A 19,717-nucleotide genomic window follows, 5' to 3' on the forward strand; every position below is an offset into this window, starting at 1 on the left:
CTACTTTTGCACCTGAAAATTGATAACCCATGAAACTTAAAAATTCGATACTGATCATCTTTTTGATATTATTAATAGACCAATGTTCAAAAATTTATGTGAAATCGAATTTTATTTTAAACGAAACTATTCCTGTTTTCAAGTGGTTTCGATTGGTATTTATTGAAAATGAAGGCATGGCATGGGGCACCGTTATTCCTGGTGCTTATGGAAAGTTATTCCTCACGTTATTCCGAATTATCGCAGTGGGCGTGATCGGTTATTGGTTGGTTGATTCTACTAAAAAAAGAAAATCTAACTATTTATTGGTAGCGATTTGTTTTATTTTTGCTGGGGCACTCGGAAACATTATAGATTCGGTCTTATATGGTGTAATGTTTGACAACAGCCTCAATCATTTAGCAACATTTTTCCCAGAAAACCATTATGGAACTTGGTTTCACGGCAAAGTTGTAGACATGTTTTATTTTCCATTTATTGAAGATTATATGATGCCTAATTGGGTTCCATTCCTTGGTGGAAAACAAATCACTTTTTTTAATGCTATTTTTAATGTGGCAGATTTTGCTATTTCTACAGGAGTGGGAATTTTAATTTTCTTCAATAAAAAGGCCTTTGGACACTCCTACTAATTATTTGCACTAAACGAGTATATTTTATTAGGCGTAATCACAAAATCTAGAGGAATATCAGTCGCTTGAATGTCTTCAATATAGCGTTCAGGCTCAAAAAAAGATAAGCCAATTTTCAACGTGTTTGGTGCACATTGTTTTAAAAAAACATCATAAAACCCCTTTCCATACCCTACTCGGTTTCCTTTGACATCATAAGCCAATAATGGCACAAATACTACTTCTATTTTAGCCGTAGGAACTTCCAATCCGTCTACAGGTTCAGGGATATTATACTTGTTTTTTCTAAATTTCGTATTGTCTGTTAGAAGATAATGTGTCATTGCTAAAGTTGAAAAATCACACTTAGAAACTATTATCTCTTTGTCTTTTCCCGCTAATATTTGAAGAATAAACTCCGTATTCACTTCTTTTTGTTCTTCAATGGTTAAGTACAAGTGATAATAGGTTTTATCCCAAACATGCAGTTGTATCAATTGATTTGCAAGTGCCAGACTTTGTTCTTCAAGAATTTCAGGAGTTAAACCATTTCTTAAATCTTTATATTTGATTCTCAACTCTTTTTTACGCATAAACAAACGACTTCAATTCGTCGATAAAAATACTCAAATGTTGGACTTCTACATGATTCATAAGTACAATTTTATACCATTTATTTTCATAATTATGCGTTTCGGGTACTAAGTGGTATTTTTCAGCGAGTTCTTTTGGCACAAATTCTCCATGAATGGTAACAATATTCATAAAAGGTTCCCGAAAATACTTGATTCCCAATTGATCTAATTCTTTGCACAAATATTGTGTTCGCATTTGCAACACACTCACTTTTTCAAACCATTTATGCGGACCATACGTCACTAATATCATCCAAACTGCAATGGCATTGGCTCCCGAACGACTGCCACAAAGGGTTAAATCCATACCCTCTACATATTGTGCTTCTTTGGTTAATACATTTTCTATTAATCCTTTTCGGCAAATAAAAATTCCTGTCCCGTAAGGCGCTTGAAGCATTTTATGGGCATCAATTGTAATCGAACTAATCTTTGGATTACTGAAATTTATAGTAGAATTTTCATTGCTAAACGGATATACAAATCCGCCATAAGCCCCATCAATATGTAGTTTAAAATCTAAATTGTATTTTTCTAGAACAGTAATATAATCTTCTGGATTGTCAACCGAACCAAACATGGTAGTTCCCATATTGGAAACCACTATGAAATATTTTTTGCCGTTGTTTTTTGCTTTGGCTATGATTTCTTCTAAAGCTATTTTGTCAATCACTCTATTTTCAAACGAAACCGGAATTTTCAACCAATCCAATTGTAAAAGATTTGCCCCTTTCGGAATTGAATAATGCGTGTCTTCTGAAGCAACAATAACGATTTCATCTAATATTGCTCCTTTATTATACATGAAATAATTTCGGTACATCCAAATCGCTTGAATATTAGCCTCCGTTCCTCCAGGTGAGATATAACCATCAAATTCATTGGGTTTTGCTTTGAAAACATCTACAGCAAGAACATTCAAAACTTCTTTTTCTAATTCATGCGTGCCTTTAAATGCACTTTCTGAGTCCCCTAAAGTATGGCATCCTATATGATTGGGATTGGAAACAAAAGTTTGCAAAACAGGAGCTTCTTTTAAAAAATCGGCATCGTAAAACACTTTTTCATCCAATTTAGAGGCAGGATATCCAAGAGACGTGTCTTTGGCAAAATTCACATTATCGTGCAAGGCTTCTTGAACTTTTCTTTTTCGCGCTTCTTTTGAGAGTTTTTTCCAATAAATCATACCTAAAATTTTTGCCAAAACTACTGTAACCAACTTATTTAAAACATGATAATTGTTAGTTATAATTCTCATTTTTTGAGTTTGTTTTCTTTAAAAATAAAAGTAAATTTGTTTGAAGATAATTTACAAAATATATATCCGTGAAAATTCGTTATTATCTGTCTCAAATATTAAATTTATTGAGATTTCTACGTAATGAAAACGGTGCAGTTAAGTTCATTTCATAAAATCATAAATCGTTAATCTGCAATCATAAATGCTACTTCCCTCATTAGACCTTCAACTACAAACCTTACCCGATCTTCCGGGAGTATACCAATATTATGACAAAGAGGGAAAAATTCTGTATGTAGGAAAAGCAAAAAATCTTAAAAAAAGAGTTGCTTCCTATTTTAATAAAGTACATAATAACGGAAAAACTAATGTTTTGGTTCGAAAGATTGTCACGATCAAGCACATTGTCGTTTCGTCGGAACAAGATGCTCTTTTATTGGAAAATAATTTGATAAAAAAACTACAACCCCGATACAATGTCTTATTGCGCGACGATAAAACCTATCCTTGGATTTGCATTAAAAAAGAACCTTTTCCACGTATTTTCCCAACCCGAAGAATGATTAAAGACGGTTCAGAATATTTTGGCCCTTATACCAATTTCAAAACCGTTCACACCATTTTAGATTTAATCAAAGAATTATACCCGTTGCGCACTTGTGCTTTCGATTTAAGCCCGGGAAATATCGAAAAAGGGAAATATAAAGTCTGTTTAGAATATCACATTGGCAATTGTAAAGGAGGTTGTGAAGGGTATGAAACCGCCGAAAATTATCAAGAACACGTTCAAGCCATTCGTGAAATCTTAAAAGGAAATTTTAAAGAGAGTTTGAGAAATTTCAAAACAAAAATGCAAGAATTTGCGGCTAGTATGCACTTTGAACAAGCCCAACAGATTAAAGAAAAAATAGAAGTTCTCGAAAATTATCAATCGCGTTCTACAGTCTTCAATCCGAAAATTTCCAATATTGATGTATTCTCTATTGTTTCTGATGAAAGTATGGCCTATGTCAACTTTTTACAGATTGCTCATGGAGCGATTATTCGGTCACACACTTTAGAATTGAAAAAGAAATTAGATGAAACAAATGAAGAACTGCTAGAACTTGCAGTTGTCGAACTTCGTGAACGTTTTCATCTGACTTCCAAAGAAATTGTATTACCTTTTCCGTTAAATTTAGGAGAACAGATCAAAGTAACCGTTCCGCAATTGGGAGATAAAAAACAAATCCTTGAACTATCAGAAAGAAATGCCAAATATTATCGTTTGGAACAATTAAAACAAATTCAAATTGTAGATCCTGAACGCCACACCAATCGAATCATGGCACAAATGCAAAAAGATTTGCGCCTTTCAATTGAACCACGACATATTGAGTGTTTTGACAATTCTAATATTCAAGGAACGAATCCTGTTTCGGCTTGCGTTGTTTTTAAAGACGGAAAACCATCCAAAAAAGACTACCGACATTTCAATATAAAAACCGTAGAAGGGCCTAACGATTTTGCGTCAATGGAAGAAGTTGTACACCGACGATACAAACGCCTTTTGGAAGAAAATCTCCCCTTACCTCAATTAATCATTATTGATGGAGGAAAGGGGCAATTATCATCCGCATTAAAAAGCATTGATGCATTAGGTTTGCGAGGAAAAATTGCGATTATCGGAATTGCCAAACGATTGGAAGAATTGTTTTATCCTGGCGATTCGGTGCCTTTATACTTAGATAAAAAATCGGAAACCCTGAAAGTCATTCAACATTTAAGAAATGAAGCCCACCGATTTGGAATTACCTTTCATCGAGAGAAAAGAAGTAAATCGGCACTAAATTCGTCTATGGAAACCATCCCAGGAATAGGTGAAAAAACTATGGAAACTCTTATCAAACGCTTTAAAAGTGTTAAAAGATTAAAATTAGTGAGTGAAAAAGAAATTTCTGAAGTCATAGGTGCATCAAAAGCCAAAAAAATTTACGACTTTTACCATAAATTATGACTCATAATATTTGAAGCGGATGTTGAAAGCCTTTCCAAACTATAGCGTCATCTCAAACGCAATTCAACTTTTTTTTGCAACTGTTGGCAGAAAAAATAATTTTTCATTACGCTTGGAATTAAGTATATTTAAACTTGTTCCGCCAACCCTTTCGAAAATTGGACTCCTATTTTTTTTATGTTTTTTATTTTTCTTTCTACCAAGCCAAGCTCAAGATAGCGGCAAACATCCTAAAGTTGGATTGGTGTTGACAGGCGGAGGAGCTAAAGGATTTGCACATATTGGGGTTTTAAAAACTTTAGAACGAGAAGGCGTTAAGATTGACTACATTGGAGGCACAAGTATGGGTGCTGTTGTTGGAGGTCTGTATGCTATCGGTTATAATGCAACTCAAATTGATTCTATTTTTAGCACAACCAATTTTGACGAACTGTTGCAAGATTTCATTCCTAGAAATTCGAAAAGTTTTTATGAAAAACGAAATGACGAATTGTATGCCGTTGCCTTGCCTTTTACTAATTTTAGTTTAGGAGTACCCATTGCACTTTCTAAAGGAATGTACAATTACAATATGTTGGCTAAATTAACACATAAGGTTCGACATATCAGAGATTTTAACTTGTTCCCCATTCCGTTTGTTTGTGTAGCAACTGATATTGAAACAGGACAACAAGTGGTTTTAAAAAACGGATATTTACCCCAGGCGCTTTTAGCAAGTTCAGCCTTTCCTACACTTTTTTCACCAGTAGAAATTGATGGTAAAATTTTAGTAGACGGAGGGGTCATAAACAATTATCCTATTGAAGAAGTAAAAAAAATGGGGGCTGATATCATTATTGGAGTTGATGTTCAAGACGGATTGAAAGATAGAAACTCCCTGAAAGAAGCCACCAAAATATTATTACAAATTTCCAACCTCCAAATGGTGGAAGGAATGAAAGAAAAAATTAAAGAAACCGATGTTTATATCAAACCTGATATTTCTGATTATTCGGTAATTTCTTTTAATCAAAGAGATGAAATTACACAAAAAGGGGAAGAAGCCACAGCCGAAGTCATTGATAAAATTAGACAACTTGCCTTAAAAAATCCAAATCACGACATCCAACACCTGAACGTTAAACAAGATAGCATCCATATCACTCGACTTAGCATTAATGATGTGGACGATTACACGAGAGCTTATATTATTGGAAAACTTGGATTTAAACAAGGCATGAAAGTGAGTTATAATGACCTAAAAAAAGGAATCAATACCCTAAATGCTACAGGAAATTTTAGCTCCATCAGCTATCAATTGAACGAACTTGAAAATGGAGATGAATTTGATTTGCATGTTAAAGAAAGTAAAAACAAAACCTTTTTGAAATTTGGTTTACACTACGATGGCCTCTACAAAAGTGCCGCATTGCTTAATATTACACAAAAGAAATCTCTTTTTAAAAACGACGTCCTTTCCATTGATTTTGGACTTGGCGATAATTTTAGATACAACTTAGATTATTATGTAGACAACGGCTTTTATTTCAGTTTTGGTTTTAAATCAAGATTCAATCAATTTAATAGAAACGTTTCAACCGACTTTAGTAATGGAAAATTTTTCACGCAATATGGCATCAATTCTATCAATGTTGATTTTTCAGATTTCACTAATCAAGCCTATTTGCAAACTATTTTTGCTCAAAAATTTTTAATTGGCGCAGGTTTAGAACTCAAACATTTAAAAATCAAATCCAAAACACTAGAAAACAACAATCCAATTTTTGAAAACAGTGACTATGCTAGTGCTTTTGGATACTTAAAATATGATTCTTTTGACAATAAATATTTTCCAAAGAAGGGTTGGTTTATAGATGGGGATATTCAAACTTACTTATATTCCAGCAACTTTACAAACCAGTTCAATAGATTTTCGATTATGAAAGGTGAATTTGGTTTTACCCGAACGTTTTATAAGTTCATCAATTTAAAATTTCAATCAGAAGCAGGATTTGCTTTCGGTGCCAATAGTGTTCATTTTTTAGATTTTGTCTTGGGCGGATATGGCTACAATACGATAAACAATTTCAAACACTTTTACGGGTATGATTTTATAAGTATTGCTGCCGATAGTTTTATTAAATCTCTGGGTACCATTGATATTGAATTTTATAAAAAAAACCACGTCAATTTTTCTATGAATGCTGCCAACGCTGAAGACAAACTGTTTCGTTCTGGAAATTGGTTGGCCACTCCAAGATATACAGGATATGCTTTAGGCTATGGATTAGAAACTATATTAGGCCCCATAGAAGTAAAATACTCTTGGGCGCCCGAATTACCTAAAGGGTATTTTTGGGTGAATCTAGGATTTTGGTTTTAGAAAGTTTAAAATTTCATTTTTAATAAAAATATTAAACAAAAAAAGTATATTTGAACACCATTAACAAAAAATATAAAAAATATGTCTGTTTGGAGAGTAAAACCTGTATCTGCTTTTGAAGCGGATATGAAAAAAAGTGAATTAAAAAGAGTACTCGGAAAATGGAGTCTCACAGCTATTGGTGTTGGGGCTATCATTGGTGGAGGAATTTTTGTTTTAACAGGTACTGGAGCTTATTATCATGCAGGTCCTGCTCTTGCGATTTCGTTTATTATTGCTGGGATTGCTTGTGTCTTTGCTGCTTTATGTTATTCAGAATTTGCATCAATTCTTCCTGTTGAGGGTTCTGCCTATGCCTATGCCTATGGAACCATTGGTGAATTATTTGCCTGGGTCATTGGATGGGGACTCATACTCGAATATGCCATGGGTTCCATGACGGTCGCCGTGTCTTGGTCGGGGTATTTCAACAAGCTTCTCAAACTCTTTGGGCTAAAAATTCCAGAATGGCTCACAACAGATCCTGCAAGTTATACTGGGGAAGGATTTTCTATGAATCTACCCGCTTTTTTTATTGTACTTCTTGTTATTTCCATCTTAATCAAAGGAACGAGTAGTGCCGCAAAAGCAAACAACTTTATTGTGATACTAAAAGTTGCAGCCGTTTTGTTTGTAATTATTGCTGGAATCTTTTTTATTAACACCCAAAACTGGGATCCTTTTATTCCAACAGCAACCCAAATTGTAGAAAAAACAGGAACCCATAATGCCTATGGTGTTGCTGGAATCATTTCTGGGGCAGCCGCAATTTTCTTTGCTTATGTCGGATTTGACGCAGTTTCTACACAAGCAGGTGAAGCTATAAACCCTAAAAAAGATGTTCCTTTTGCAATTATCGCTTCATTATTAATCTGTACTGCCTTATACATTTTAGTTTCACTAGTGCTCACGGGAATGATGAATTACAAAGATTTTAATCCGCTAGGAAAATACCCTGAAGCCATCAAAGCACCTGTTGCTTATGCTTTTGATATTGCGGGTCAAGCTTGGGCTGGATTTATAATCACAATTGCAGCAACTTTAGGTCTGATTTCTGTATTAATGGTGATGATTATGGGACAATCGAGAATATTCTTAGGAATGTCGAAAGACGGTTTAATCCCTGCCGTTTTTTCTAAAATCAATCCTGTTTCAGGAACTCCAAAAACAAATTTAATGATACTTGGCTCTATAATTTCTGTGGTAGCTGCATTCACTCCTATTAATAAATTGGCTGATATGACCAGTTTTGGTACTCTGTTTGCCTTTACTATGGTGTGTATTGCTGTTTGGATTTTGAGAAAAAAACAACCTAATTTAACTCGTACCTTCAAGGTGCCTGCTCTTCCCGTTATCGCGGTATGTGGTATTTTAATTAACACCTATTTAATGATTAACCTAAGTATTGAAGCCCAAATGCTTTCCTTAGGGTGGCTAGGTATAGGGATTGTAGTCTATTTCTTATATGGTAAACGAAATTCTAAATTAGAAAATCAATAAAAAAATAAGCCACTTTTTTGAGTGGCTTATTTTTTTTTTGCGATATTTGTTATAATGAATTAAAAAATGAAACCACATTTTAAAGAGTTATTAGCACATCTAAAATTTCTCATCAAACGGAATCCTGAATGAGAAGTGTATTTTTTTATGAGAATGAAACTATTCTGTTTCAAAGTTTTAACTTTTAAATGAAAAAATATGCCAATATATCACAAACTAGGAACCATTCCTCACAAGCGTCATATACAATTTACAAAACCTAATGGGGATTTGTATTACGAACAGCTTTTTGGTACTGTTGGTTTTGATGGAATGTCGACCAATTCCTATCACGAACAACGTCCAACGCAAGTTAAAGAAATTCGAGCACAATATAGTGTAGCACCAATAATTGCAAAACCAAACAACATTCAGTCCTATCGTCTTAGAGGATTTGAGGTTCCAGCGGAAGACGACTTTCTTGAAAGTAGAAAAATAGTTTTAACCAATTCCGATTGCCATATCGTTTTGGCAGCACCTCGCAAATCAACAACTTCATATTTTTATAAAAATACCGATTCTGATGAAATGATTTTCATTCACAAAGGAAGTGGAAAATTGAGAACAATATATGGAAATCTTGATTTTAAATATGGAGATTACCTGATTGTCCCCCGAGGAATTATTTATAAAATTGATTTTGATACTGAAGACAATCGCTTGTTTATTGTAGAATCTCATGCCCCGATTTATACTCCGAAACAATACCGAAATTGGTTTGGGCAATTATTAGAACATTCTCCTTTCTGTGAAAGAGATATTCGAAGACCCGAAGAACTCGAAACTTATAATGAAAAGGGAGATTTCTTAATCAAAGTAAAAAAGAACGATGAAATTTTTGATTTGATTTATGCAAGTCATCCTTTTGATGTTGTGGGATATGATGGGTTTAATTATCCGTATGCCTTTTCCATTCACAATTTCGAACCCATTACCGGACGTGTCCACATGCCACCACCTGTGCATCAAACATTTGAAACAACTGCATTTGTAGTATGCTCTTTTGTGCCGCGTTTGTATGATTACCATCCACTTGCAATTCCTGCTCCTTACAACCACAGCAATATTGATGCTGACGAAGTTTTGTATTATGTTGATGGAGATTTTATGAGTCGTAACGATATCGAAGCGGGACATATCTCTTTACACCCAGCTGGAATTCCTCATGGCCCTCACCCAGGTGCAGCTGAACGAAGCATTGGTAAAAAAGAAACGTTGGAATTGGCCGTCATGGTTGATACCTTTAAACCTTTGATGGTTACAGAAGAAGCTCTCAAAATTTCAGACGATACGTATTTCCAATCCTGGTTGGAATAACAGTCAATAAACCAAAAACAAACTAAAAATCTAAACGAATTACGTGTGATCATCAACTAAAATAGGCTTTTTAATACGTAATCGCTTTACTAAAAACATAGAACAATGGCAAAAGACGTAACTTCCGTAGAATACGGACTCGAAAAAATATTTTCAGGGGCACAAGATTTTTTACCCCTATTAGGAACGGACTACATCGAATTTTATGTAGGAAATGCAAAACAATCCGCGCATTATTACAAAACAGCGTTTGGATTTCAATCACTAGCTTATTGCGGTCTAGAAACTGGTTCAAGAGACGCCGTAAGTTATGTGCTGAAACAAGACAAAATTAGATTGGTATTAACCACGCCTCTTAACAGCAATTCCCCTATCAACGACCATCTTAAAAAACATGGTGATGGGGTAAAAGTGATTGCTCTTTGGGTAGAAGATGCCCGTTCCGCTTGGGAAGAAACCACAAAAAGAGGCGCCAAATCCTTTATGGAGCCCACCGTTGAAAAAGACGAACACGGTGAAGTGGTTCGCTCAGGAATTTACACCTATGGAGAAACGGTTCACATTTTCGTAGAAAGAAAAAACTACAACGGAACTTTTTTACCTGGATTTGTTGAATGGAAATCAGATTACAACCCAGAGCCATTAGGATTAAAATATGTAGACCATATGGTGGGAAATGTTGGTTGGGGAGAAATGAACCAATGGGTAAAATGGTATGAAGATGTGATGGGATTTGAAAATTTCCTATCGTTTGATGATACGCAAATTCACACCGAATATTCTGCTTTAATGAGTAAAGTGATGTCAAATGGAAATGGAAGAATAAAATTTCCAATCAATGAGCCTGCAAAAGGAAATAAAAAATCTCAAATTGAAGAATATATCGACTTTTATGAAGGTCCTGGCTGTCAACATATTGCCGTAGCTACCGATGATATCATTAAAACAGTAGCCGGATTGAAAGCACGAGGCGTAGAGTTTTTACCACCACCACCACAAGCGTATTATGACGATATTCCTAGACGTCTAGGGACTCACATGGAAATGATGAAGGAAGACATCAAAGAATTACAAAAACTTTCTATCCTTGTAGATGCTGATGAAGAAGGGTATTTATTACAAATATTCACAAAACCTGTAGAAGACAGACCCACTTTGTTTTATGAAATTATTCAAAGAATGGGAGCTAAAGGTTTTGGAGCAGGAAACTTTAAAGCATTATTTGAATCTATTGAAAGAGAACAAGCTTTGCGAGGAACATTATAAAAGTAGTGTATTTTTACATTATTCGTATTTTTAACACCTTTAAACATAGTGTTTTTAATATATTTGTGTTAAAGTTTGTTTTTTGTTGAGAATATTTCAAAAAGCGTCTTACATTTGCACCAACAAAAACAACAAAGGGGTGGTTCCCTTTAAGTTTTTATATAAGTTTTTCATAATTTATAGTTTTTTGGTTGGTTAATAGCATAAAAACTCCGTCATTAATTTGACGGAGTTTTTTTGTTTTAATACTTTTGGAACAAAAATTGTATTATTTTTACAACACATGAAAAAAACTAATGTATGAAAAAGATATTTTTCTTGTTTCTTTTATTCCTTACCGTAAGTTTTGATTCTCAACGAACTCCAGCTTTTGATGTTGGGGAATGGTTTAAATTCAGGATTCATTATGGTTTAGTAACGGCCGGATACGCTACACTAGAGGTAAAAGAAGCCATAAAAAATAACAAACGTGTTTTTCATGCCATTGGTAAAGGCTATACCACCGGCATGTCGAAGTGGTTTTTTAATGTCGATGATAATTACGAATCTTACTTCGACAAAAACACAGGAAAACCCTATCAGTTTGTTAGAAAAATTGACGAAGGTGGGTATACAAAAAACCAAGAAGGATTTTTCAATCAAGACAAAAATACAGTTCTCGTAAAAGACTATAAAAACGATACAAACAAAACTTTTACTACTCCTGAATACGTTCAAGATATTGTATCGACGTTTTACTATTTAAGAAACCATCCCAATGTAGATAAACTAAAAGTAGGTGAGTCAATTGTAGTTGACATGTTTTTTGACGATGAAACTACTAAATTTAAATTAAAATTCATTGGAAATGAAGATTTAGACACTACATTTGGTACCGTTCCTTGTATGGTATTTAGACCTTTAGTACAATCTGGAAGAGTTTTTAAAGAACAAGAAAGTCTAACAGTTTGGATATCAGACGACGAAAACAAATTGCCTATACGAATCAAAGCTAGTTTGGCAGTAGGATCTTTAAAAGCAGATCTAGAATCTTTTAAAGGACTTGCCAATCCCTTTTCAATAAAAGTACAATAATGACAACAGAAAAAACACCTATAATAGAAGCTTTAGAACAAAAATTTGAAGCCATAAACCAAAATATAGATACCCATTTGGAAGGGTTACTTTGGGCAAAACCGATTACGTATTGGGATTATATTCAAACTGACGCATTGTTGAATCTTCAAATTCAACGTACCACCTTGCCCGACGAGATGGTTTTTATCATGTACCATCAAGTGAATGAGTTGTTGTTTAAAATGATCTTATGGGAAATCAAACAAGTATGCCATGCCACGACACTTAATACAAATTTCTTTGCAGAAAAACTTATGCGTATCAGTAGATATTTTGATATGTTGACTACTTCTTTTGACATCATGGGCGATGGTATGGAAGTGGCACAATACATGAAATTTAGAAATACTTTGACTCCTGCAAGTGGCTTTCAAAGCGCACAATACCGACTTATTGAATTTGCTTCTACCGACTTAATTAATCTTATCGACTATCGTTTCAGAGCCACTATAGACCGCAACACCCCCTACTCACATGCTTTTGAACACTTATATTGGCAAGCCGCAGGAAAGGATTACCAAACGGGTAAAAAATCCTATTTGATTCTTGAATTTGAAAGAAAATATAAAGAGGAATTTTTGCGTTATATGGAAGAATATAACACCATAAATATTTGGAGAAAATTCAAACAACTTCCTGAAACAGATCAAAAAAACGAACAGCTTGTTGCAGCGATGCGTCATTATGACAAAACGGTTAATGTTACTTGGGTTATGGGACACTACAATGCAGCGGTAAAATATATTGACAGCAGCGGTTCGGGCGAAGCTACTGGAGGAAGCGATTGGAAAAAATACATGCATCCTAAATACCAAAGAAGAATCTTTTTCCCTGAATTATGGAGTGAAGAAGAACTAAAAAACTGGGGAGAAGATTGTTAAAAATAAATCATACGTATTGAAAAAGATTATAGCACTTTTAATACTCTCTGTAATTTTATTTTCTTGTAAAAAACAAGAAGAAGACTTTGTTATTGAAGACTTTGAAAGCGAAAAACCTATAGTAGATTTCGGATTTCATTTTGACGATTTCAATGTACATTACGACACCATTCAAAGTCAAGATACTTTTGAAAGAATACTCAAAAAACAAAATCTTAACGGGAAAAAAGTGGCTGACATCGTTAAAGCCGTAAAAGACTCTTTCCCTACTACCGTTCGTTTTAAAAAACCTTATATCTGTTTGCGATCGAAAGACCGATTCAACAAACTCCAATATTTAATATATCAAACCAATCGCGTGGATTATTATTTAATCGACTTAACGGATTCTATTGTTGGATATAAAAAATCGAGGCCTCTTACCTTTAAAGTGAAAACCATAGCTGGCGAACTCACTGGCCCATTAACAAAAACGTTGAGGAGTATGAAAATCGACCCAACCTTATCGGGGAGATTAACCAAAGTATACGCTTGGTCTATCGATTTCTTTAAGTCGCGCATAGGCGATAAATTTGCCCTAAGCTTTACTGAACGTTATATTAACGACACTATTTATGACGGTGTTGATAGTTTACGCGCCGCTTTTTTTGAATATAAAGGCGAACGAATCTATGCCTTTCCTTTTGTACAAGATCGAAATGGGAAAACCGATTACTATGACGAAAATGGAAAAGCTTTAAAGAACTTTTTCCTGAAAGCACCGTTAAAATTTGTCAATATTACTTCTCATTTTTCCAAAAGTCGTTTTCATCCAGTGCAACTAAAATGGAAAGCACACAACGGAACAGATTATGCTGCTCCCACAGGAACGCCCATTATGACCACCGCTGCCGGTGTTGTGGAACAAGCTGGATACACCGCTGGGAATGGAAATTTTGTTAAAGTAAAACATGATAGGGTTTATTCGACACAATATTTACACATGTCTAAGATTCTAGTTCGTCGAGGACAACATGTAAAACAAGGACAAATTATTGGCAAGGTAGGAAGTACTGGTCTTGCAACAGGTCCGCATGTATGCTATCGTTTTTGGAAAAATGGGGTTCAAGTAGACGCCTTGAAATTGAAACTCCCAAATTCGCAAGCGATGGATTCCCGAAACTTACCCCGATTTAAAGAACAAATGCGTCCGTTAAAAAGAGCCCTAGATAGTGTGGCTGATTTAAAATTCAACCGATATTAACCCACACACAAAAAGATTTCAACCTACAACGTTTTCATAACCTTTTTTTGATGTAAACGGAACACCTCATCCGTTTATCTTCAATCTTTTTATATAATTTTGCTGCTTAAAATTTAATCTAATGGCATTACAAAATATCAACCCAATCAACACCACAACTTGGAAGCGTTTAGAAGCGCATTATGCAGACATGAAAGACCGTTCTATTAAAGAACTTTTTCAAAATGATCTTGACCGAGCGTCAAAATTCCATATTGCTTGGAATGATTTTTTAGTAGACTATTCTAAAAACAAAATCAATCAAGAAACACTAGATTTACTTCTTAACTTGGCTGAAGAAATGCAGCTAAAAGACGCTATAGTAAAATATTTTCGTGGAGATCTTATCAACAAAACCGAAAACAGAGCGGTGCTTCACACAGCATTGCGTGCTCCCGAAGAGGCTGTAGTATTGGTAGACGGCGTTAATGTCATTCCAGAAATATATACTGTAAAAAAAGCTATCGAAACGTTTTCAAACGAAATTATTTCAGGTAACCGTAAAGGATATACAGGAAAACCTTTTACAGATGTCGTAAATATCGGTATTGGAGGTTCTGATTTAGGACCAGCGATGGTGGTAGAGGCATTACAATTTTATAAAAACCATCTGAATGTTCATTTTGTTTCCAATGTGGATGGAGATCATGTTTCAGAAGTCATCAAAAATTTGAATCCTGAAACGACATTGTTCGTTATTGTTTCCAAAACATTTACCACACAAGAAACTTTAACAAACTCAGAGACCATTCGGACGTGGTTTTTACAATCAGCACAACCAGAAGATATTGCAAAACATTTCGTAGCTGTATCTACAAATATTGAAAAAGTTACCGCTTTTGGTATAGATGAAAGCAATATTTTCCCGATGTGGGACTGGGTAGGAGGTCGTTTTTCATTATGGAGCGCCGTTGGGCTATCCATTAGTCTAGCCGTTGGATTTGATCATTTTGACCATTTGCTGAAAGGAGCCCATCAAATGGACAACCATTTTAAAGAAGAACCTTTTGAAAAAAACATCCCTGTTGTTTTGGCGCTTTTGAGTATTTGGTACAACAATTTCTTTAATGCCGAAAGTGAAGCCTTGATTCCTTATACACAGTACCTGCAAAAACTCACACCCTACCTTCAACAAGGCATTATGGAAAGCAACGGAAAGAGTGTTGATAGAGATGGGAAACCCGTACAATACCAAACAGGAACTATTATTTGGGGCGAACCCGGTACCAATTCCCAACATGCCTTTTTTCAATTAATTCATCAAGGAACCAAACTTATTCCTACCGATTTTATAGGTTTTATTTCTCCATTACATGGAAATCAAGAGCATCACGATAAATTAATGTCAAACTTTTTTGCACAAACTGAAGCGCTATTACAAGGAAAATCTGAAAATCAAGTGCAAGACGAATGTGACAAATTAGGAATGGCACAAAATCAAGCTGATTTCTTAAAACCTTTTAAAGTATTTGCAGGAGATAAACCTACCAATACCCTTTTAATTAAGAAACTCACTCCACAATCTTTGGGTGCGCTAATTGCACTCTACGAACACAAAATTTTTGTTCAAGGTGTACTTTGGAATATCTTTAGTTATGACCAATGGGGTGTCGAATTGGGAAAACAATTAGCCAACTCCATTTTAGATGAAATCCGTTCAAAACAAGTAAAAAAACATGATAGTTCTACTCTATTTCTACTAGAACATTTCTTAAAAAATAAATAAAATTTCGCCTCATGTGCAAGCATCGAGGCTTTTTTATTCTTTTTTGTCTATATTTGTTTCAACAAAAATTTAATTTTTCATTATGGATCACATACTTCAAAAAGCACACTCAGGTTGGGCTTACTTAGTTTTTTTATTGTTAATACTGGCATTAATCAATGCTGCAACAGGAGTGGTTTCTAAAAGAGAATTTACGGCAAAAGACAGAAAAATTGCCTTATTTGGATTGATTGCTACACATCTACAATTAGTGTTTGGATTTGTTTTATATTTTGTTTCTCCTTTAGGAAAACAAGGGTTAAGTCAGATGAGTAATGCAGCTGTTAGATTGACAGCATTAGAGCACCCAATAGTGAATATCATTGCAATTGCTTTAATAACGATTGGATGGTCTAAACACAAAAAAACTACAGAAAGCCTTGCTAAGTTCAAAGCCATAACTATTTTTTATGGATTAGGAATTGTTTTCTTACTCTCAAGAATTCCTTGGAATTTATGGTTCTAATAATGTAATGCTCCCAAAAAATGGGGCAAAATACCTTTACCAAAACAAAGACCTTTTTTTTGTTTTTGTAAAAAATATGTTCAGTATGAAAAATAGAATTTTAATTATTCTTGCTTTAATAGTCACCAGTTTGTTTTTTGCACAAGTAATAGGGACTTCTAAACAAGATGTAAAAAAAATACCCAAGGATTCCATTACCAAAAAAAATACTACTCAAGAAAATGTAGTGGAAACCGATTCTACGGTAGCCTTCAAAGGAAAATTTAAATTGTATAAAAAAGGAGCCCATGCTTCTTTTTATGCCAATCGTTTTCATGGTCATAGAACCGCTAGTGGCAAAATTTATGATAAAAACAAACTTACGGCAGCTCACAAATCATTTCCGTTTGGCACCAAAGTAAGAGTCACCAATGAAGCTAATGGAAAATCGGTAGTTGTTGAAGTCATAGATCGTGGTCCTTTTGTGAGAGGGCGTGAAATTGACTTGTCTCGAAAAGCTTTTTATACCATAGCATCAAGTAGTGGTATGGGATATATCAAAGTAACTTTAGAAGTCCTTCAAAAATAAATTACCACGACCGAAATGGATGTGCGCTTAGATAAGCGTTGTAATATTTTGCCTCTTGTGTAACTTCTTTGCCCAACCAACTAGGCTTTTGGATGGTTTCGTTTTCATCTTGCAATTCGATTTCTGCTAGAATCAATCCCGAATTTTCGCCATGAAATTCGTCTATTTCAATGCAATGCGTGCCCGATGTTACTTCATATCGGGTTTTTTCAATAGTTCCAGATTCGCATAATGTAAGTAAAACTTTGGCTTCCTCTAGCGGAATTTCGTGCTCCCATTCAAAACGCGAAGCTCCAGTAGCACTACTCATTCCTTTAATGGTGAGATAGCCTTTTTGGTTTTTAATACGTACCCGCACTGTTCGTTCGGGATTAGAATTTAAATACCCTTGCGCGATAAAATGTTGCGCATGCGCTTCTTGCTTATAGGCATCGGATGTCACCAAATATTTGCGTTCTATTTCTATCATCGGTAAGTTTTTAAGACCCTATTCTTTTAGACCAAATAAAAGACAAACATAGGGATTCTTTTATTCAAACTATTCCCATAGGATGCAAAATTTCAATAATTTTGTAGGATGTCAGACGAAATCAATACCAGAAAAATTATTCATATTGATATGGATGCCTTCTATGCTTCTGTAGAACAGATGGATTTTCCAGAGTGGAAAGGAAAGCCTATTGCTGTAGGAGGAAGTGAGACAAGAGGGGTGGTCTCGGCTGCAAGCTATGAAGCTCGAAAATATGGAGTGAGAAGTGCCATGAGTGGCATACAAGCCAAAAGAAATTGTCCTGAACTGATTTTTGTAAAACCTCGTTTTGAACGCTACAAAGAAATCTCTAATAAAATTAGACGGATATTTCACGACTATACCGATTTGGTCGAACCCCTCTCTTTGGACGAAGCCTATTTAGACGTGACTCAAAACAAAAAAGGAAACCCCAGTGCCACCTTGATTGCTCAAGAAATTAGACATCGAATTGCTTCCGAAGTGGGGCTTACAGCTTCGGCTGGAATCTCTGTAAATAAATTTGTGGCAAAAATTGCTAGTGATTATAACAAACCCAACGGACAAAAAACGGTGCCTCCCGATGAAGTGATTCCATTTTTGGAACAATTAGACATTTCAAAATTTTATGGCATTGGTAAAGTAACCACCCAAAAAATGTATCAGCATGGCATTTTTACTGGCAAAGACCTAAAAGCAAAAACCAAAGATTATTTAGAACAACATTTTGGCAAAAGTGGCGGATTCTATTACGCCATTGTGCGGGGAATTCACAACAGTGCTGTAAAACCGAATCGAATTTCCAAATCGGTAGCAGCTGAACACACTTTTCATGAAAATTTAACCTCTGAAATTTTTCTTCAAGAGCGCTTGGAACGAATTGCAGCAGCATTGGAAAAACGATTAAAAAAACACCATATTTCAGGAAAAACGGTGACTTTAAAAATAAAATACAGCGACTTTACTACTCAAACTCGAAGTAAAACACTCCCCTATTTTATTGCCGATAAAGGCCTTTTGAATGAAACCGCCAGAGAACTACTCTATCAAGAACGTCTAAAAGAATCCGTAAGACTGCTGGGCATCTCTTTAAGCAACCTCAATACCGAAATTAAAAAAACCGTAGTCGTGCAATTGCGTTTTGACTTTTAACGTATGGCGAGTAAATTTAAAATCTTGTGTACTGTAAGCTTGTTTTAAGGTTTTATAATCATAATGAAAAACCTATCAAAAAAAACCTTTTTTTTATTCATAACTTTATCGTAATATTGCAATATTAATATATAATGATGGGCACTACTAAAACAGATTTCTACACAGATCGTCAAAACGAACTGGCCATATTGATAAAAGCACTCGGTCATCCAGCCCGAATCGCAATTATACAGCACCTCTTAAAAGTAGACTCTTGCATTTGTGGAGATCTTGTAAACGAATTACCCTTGGCACAACCAACGGTTTCACAACATCTAAAAGAATTGAAAAACGCTGGATTGATTAAAGGTAGTGTTGAAGGAAATGCCATTTGCTATTGTCTTGACGAAAACGGATTTGAAAAAGTCAAAAGTTTTTTTCAAAACATAAACGACTTCATAGAAAAAAAGAAAACAAGTTGTTGTTAAATTAAAAATCATAGCATGAAACTATCAGACGTAAAAAATCAATTAAGCGCTCTTGAAAGGGTACTTTTTAAATTACCTAATGGGGCTTTTGTTCCTGAACATTTTCACATTACCGAAATTGGCTTGGTTACTAAAAACTTTATAGATTGTGGTGGAACCGTTCGAAAAGAAAGTGTTGTCAACTTCCAACTTTGGGAAGCAAACGATTTTGAACATAGACTAAAACCTCAAAAACTTCTTAAAATTATTGAGTTGTCTGAGCATGTTTTAGGTATAGAAGATTTTGAAATTGAAGTCGAATATCAAGAGTCCACAATAGGAAAATACAATTTAGATTTCAACGGAGACCATTTCGAATTGATAAATAAACAAACAGACTGTTTAGCACAAGACAAGTGCGGCATTCCAGCAAACAAAATAAAAGTCAATATAGCTGATAAAAAGGATGCCTCATGTTGCACTCCAAACGGAAAATGTTGCTAAAAATAATGCTATAATAAAAAT

Annotated in this window: 18 protein-coding genes; 15 read left to right on the top strand and 3 right to left on the bottom strand. The window is 34.8% G+C overall.

Annotated features, from left to right (window positions below):
- Positions 1-29: 29 nt before the first annotated feature.
- Positions 30-632: a lipoprotein signal peptidase gene (locus tag CLV55_RS09100; protein WP_112113483.1), complete on the top strand. Its 603-nt coding sequence runs from the start codon at positions 30-32 to the stop codon at positions 630-632.
- Here CLV55_RS09100 and CLV55_RS09105 read toward each other — a convergent pair.
- Positions 629-1,204, bottom strand: a complete 576-nt coding sequence (locus CLV55_RS09105; RefSeq protein ID WP_112113484.1) for a 5-formyltetrahydrofolate cyclo-ligase — start codon at positions 1,202-1,204, stop codon at positions 629-631. The two genes, CLV55_RS09100 and CLV55_RS09105, sit on opposite strands and share 4 nt — an antisense overlap.
- Entirely contained in the window at positions 1,197-2,504 is a 1,308-nt protein-coding gene (locus CLV55_RS09110) for a pyridoxal-dependent decarboxylase (protein WP_245902701.1), read from the bottom strand. Before CLV55_RS09110 ends, CLV55_RS09105 begins: the two co-directional genes overlap by 8 nt.
- 184 nt (positions 2,505-2,688) lie before the next feature.
- Here CLV55_RS09110 and uvrC point away from each other — a divergent pair, with 184 nt between their 5' ends.
- From uvrC to CLV55_RS09165, 11 genes are all read left to right on the top strand, one after another.
- Positions 2,689-4,482 (top strand): excinuclease ABC subunit UvrC, encoded by a 1,794-nt coding sequence (gene uvrC / locus CLV55_RS09115; RefSeq protein ID WP_112113485.1) that lies wholly within the window; start codon positions 2,689-2,691, stop codon positions 4,480-4,482.
- Positions 4,483-4,501: 19 nt separating this feature from the next.
- Positions 4,502-6,844, top strand: coding sequence for a patatin-like phospholipase family protein (locus tag CLV55_RS09120; RefSeq protein WP_112113486.1), 2,343 nt, complete (start codon positions 4,502-4,504; stop codon positions 6,842-6,844).
- Positions 6,845-6,925: 81 nt separating this feature from the next.
- Positions 6,926-8,383: an APC family permease gene (locus CLV55_RS09125; RefSeq protein WP_112113487.1), complete on the top strand. Its 1,458-nt coding sequence runs from the start codon at positions 6,926-6,928 to the stop codon at positions 8,381-8,383.
- A 198-nt stretch (positions 8,384-8,581) separates the two neighbouring features.
- Entirely contained in the window at positions 8,582-9,739 is a 1,158-nt protein-coding gene (locus CLV55_RS09130) for a homogentisate 1,2-dioxygenase (RefSeq protein ID WP_112113488.1), read from the top strand.
- 105 nt (positions 9,740-9,844) lie between these two features.
- Positions 9,845-11,005, top strand: coding sequence for a 4-hydroxyphenylpyruvate dioxygenase (gene hppD, locus CLV55_RS09135; RefSeq protein ID WP_112113489.1), 1,161 nt, complete (start codon positions 9,845-9,847; stop codon positions 11,003-11,005).
- Between the two features lie 300 nt (positions 11,006-11,305).
- Positions 11,306-12,079, top strand: a complete 774-nt coding sequence (locus CLV55_RS09140; protein WP_112113490.1) for a DUF3108 domain-containing protein — start codon at positions 11,306-11,308, stop codon at positions 12,077-12,079.
- The gene (locus tag CLV55_RS09145; RefSeq protein WP_112113491.1) at positions 12,079-13,002 is read left to right on the top strand and encodes a tryptophan 2,3-dioxygenase family protein; all 924 of its coding nucleotides are present in this window, start codon (positions 12,079-12,081) and stop codon (positions 13,000-13,002) included. Before CLV55_RS09140 ends, CLV55_RS09145 begins: the two co-directional genes overlap by 1 nt.
- Positions 13,003-13,018: 16 nt before the next feature.
- Positions 13,019-14,245, top strand: coding sequence for a M23 family metallopeptidase (locus CLV55_RS09150; RefSeq protein ID WP_112113492.1), 1,227 nt, complete (start codon positions 13,019-13,021; stop codon positions 14,243-14,245).
- Positions 14,246-14,366: 121 nt separating this feature from the next.
- On the top strand, positions 14,367-16,010 hold the full coding sequence (pgi, locus tag CLV55_RS09155; RefSeq protein ID WP_112113493.1) for a glucose-6-phosphate isomerase: 1,644 nt from the start codon (positions 14,367-14,369) through the stop codon (positions 16,008-16,010).
- A gap of 82 nt (positions 16,011-16,092) precedes the next feature.
- Positions 16,093-16,515, top strand: a complete 423-nt coding sequence (locus CLV55_RS09160) for a hypothetical protein (protein ID WP_112113494.1) — start codon at positions 16,093-16,095, stop codon at positions 16,513-16,515.
- An 85-nt stretch (positions 16,516-16,600) separates the two neighbouring features.
- Positions 16,601-17,083, top strand: coding sequence for a septal ring lytic transglycosylase RlpA family protein (locus CLV55_RS09165; RefSeq protein ID WP_112113592.1), 483 nt, complete (start codon positions 16,601-16,603; stop codon positions 17,081-17,083).
- A 1-nt stretch (position 17,084) separates the two neighbouring features.
- Here CLV55_RS09165 and CLV55_RS09170 read toward each other — a convergent pair whose 3' ends face one another.
- Complete coding sequence (locus tag CLV55_RS09170) at positions 17,085-17,552, bottom strand: CYTH domain-containing protein (RefSeq protein WP_112113495.1); 468 nt, start codon at positions 17,550-17,552, stop codon at positions 17,085-17,087.
- A gap of 108 nt (positions 17,553-17,660) precedes the next feature.
- On the opposite strand from CLV55_RS09170, the gene dinB reads away from it, so the two are divergent.
- The 3 genes from dinB (at position 17,661) to CLV55_RS09185 (ending at position 19,696) form a co-directional block, all read left to right on the top strand.
- Positions 17,661-18,743: a DNA polymerase IV gene (gene dinB / locus CLV55_RS09175; RefSeq protein WP_112113496.1), complete on the top strand. Its 1,083-nt coding sequence runs from the start codon at positions 17,661-17,663 to the stop codon at positions 18,741-18,743.
- A 137-nt stretch (positions 18,744-18,880) separates the two neighbouring features.
- The gene (locus CLV55_RS09180) at positions 18,881-19,213 is read left to right on the top strand and encodes an ArsR/SmtB family transcription factor (protein ID WP_112113497.1); all 333 of its coding nucleotides are present in this window, start codon (positions 18,881-18,883) and stop codon (positions 19,211-19,213) included.
- A gap of 15 nt (positions 19,214-19,228) precedes the next feature.
- Positions 19,229-19,696 (top strand): DUF6428 family protein, encoded by a 468-nt coding sequence (locus CLV55_RS09185; protein ID WP_112113498.1) that lies wholly within the window; start codon positions 19,229-19,231, stop codon positions 19,694-19,696.
- Positions 19,697-19,717 lie beyond the last annotated feature (21 nt).

It is taken from the genome of Flavobacterium aciduliphilum (assembly GCF_003268855.1).
Taxonomy (GTDB): Bacteria; Bacteroidota; Bacteroidia; order Flavobacteriales; family Flavobacteriaceae; genus Flavobacterium; species Flavobacterium aciduliphilum.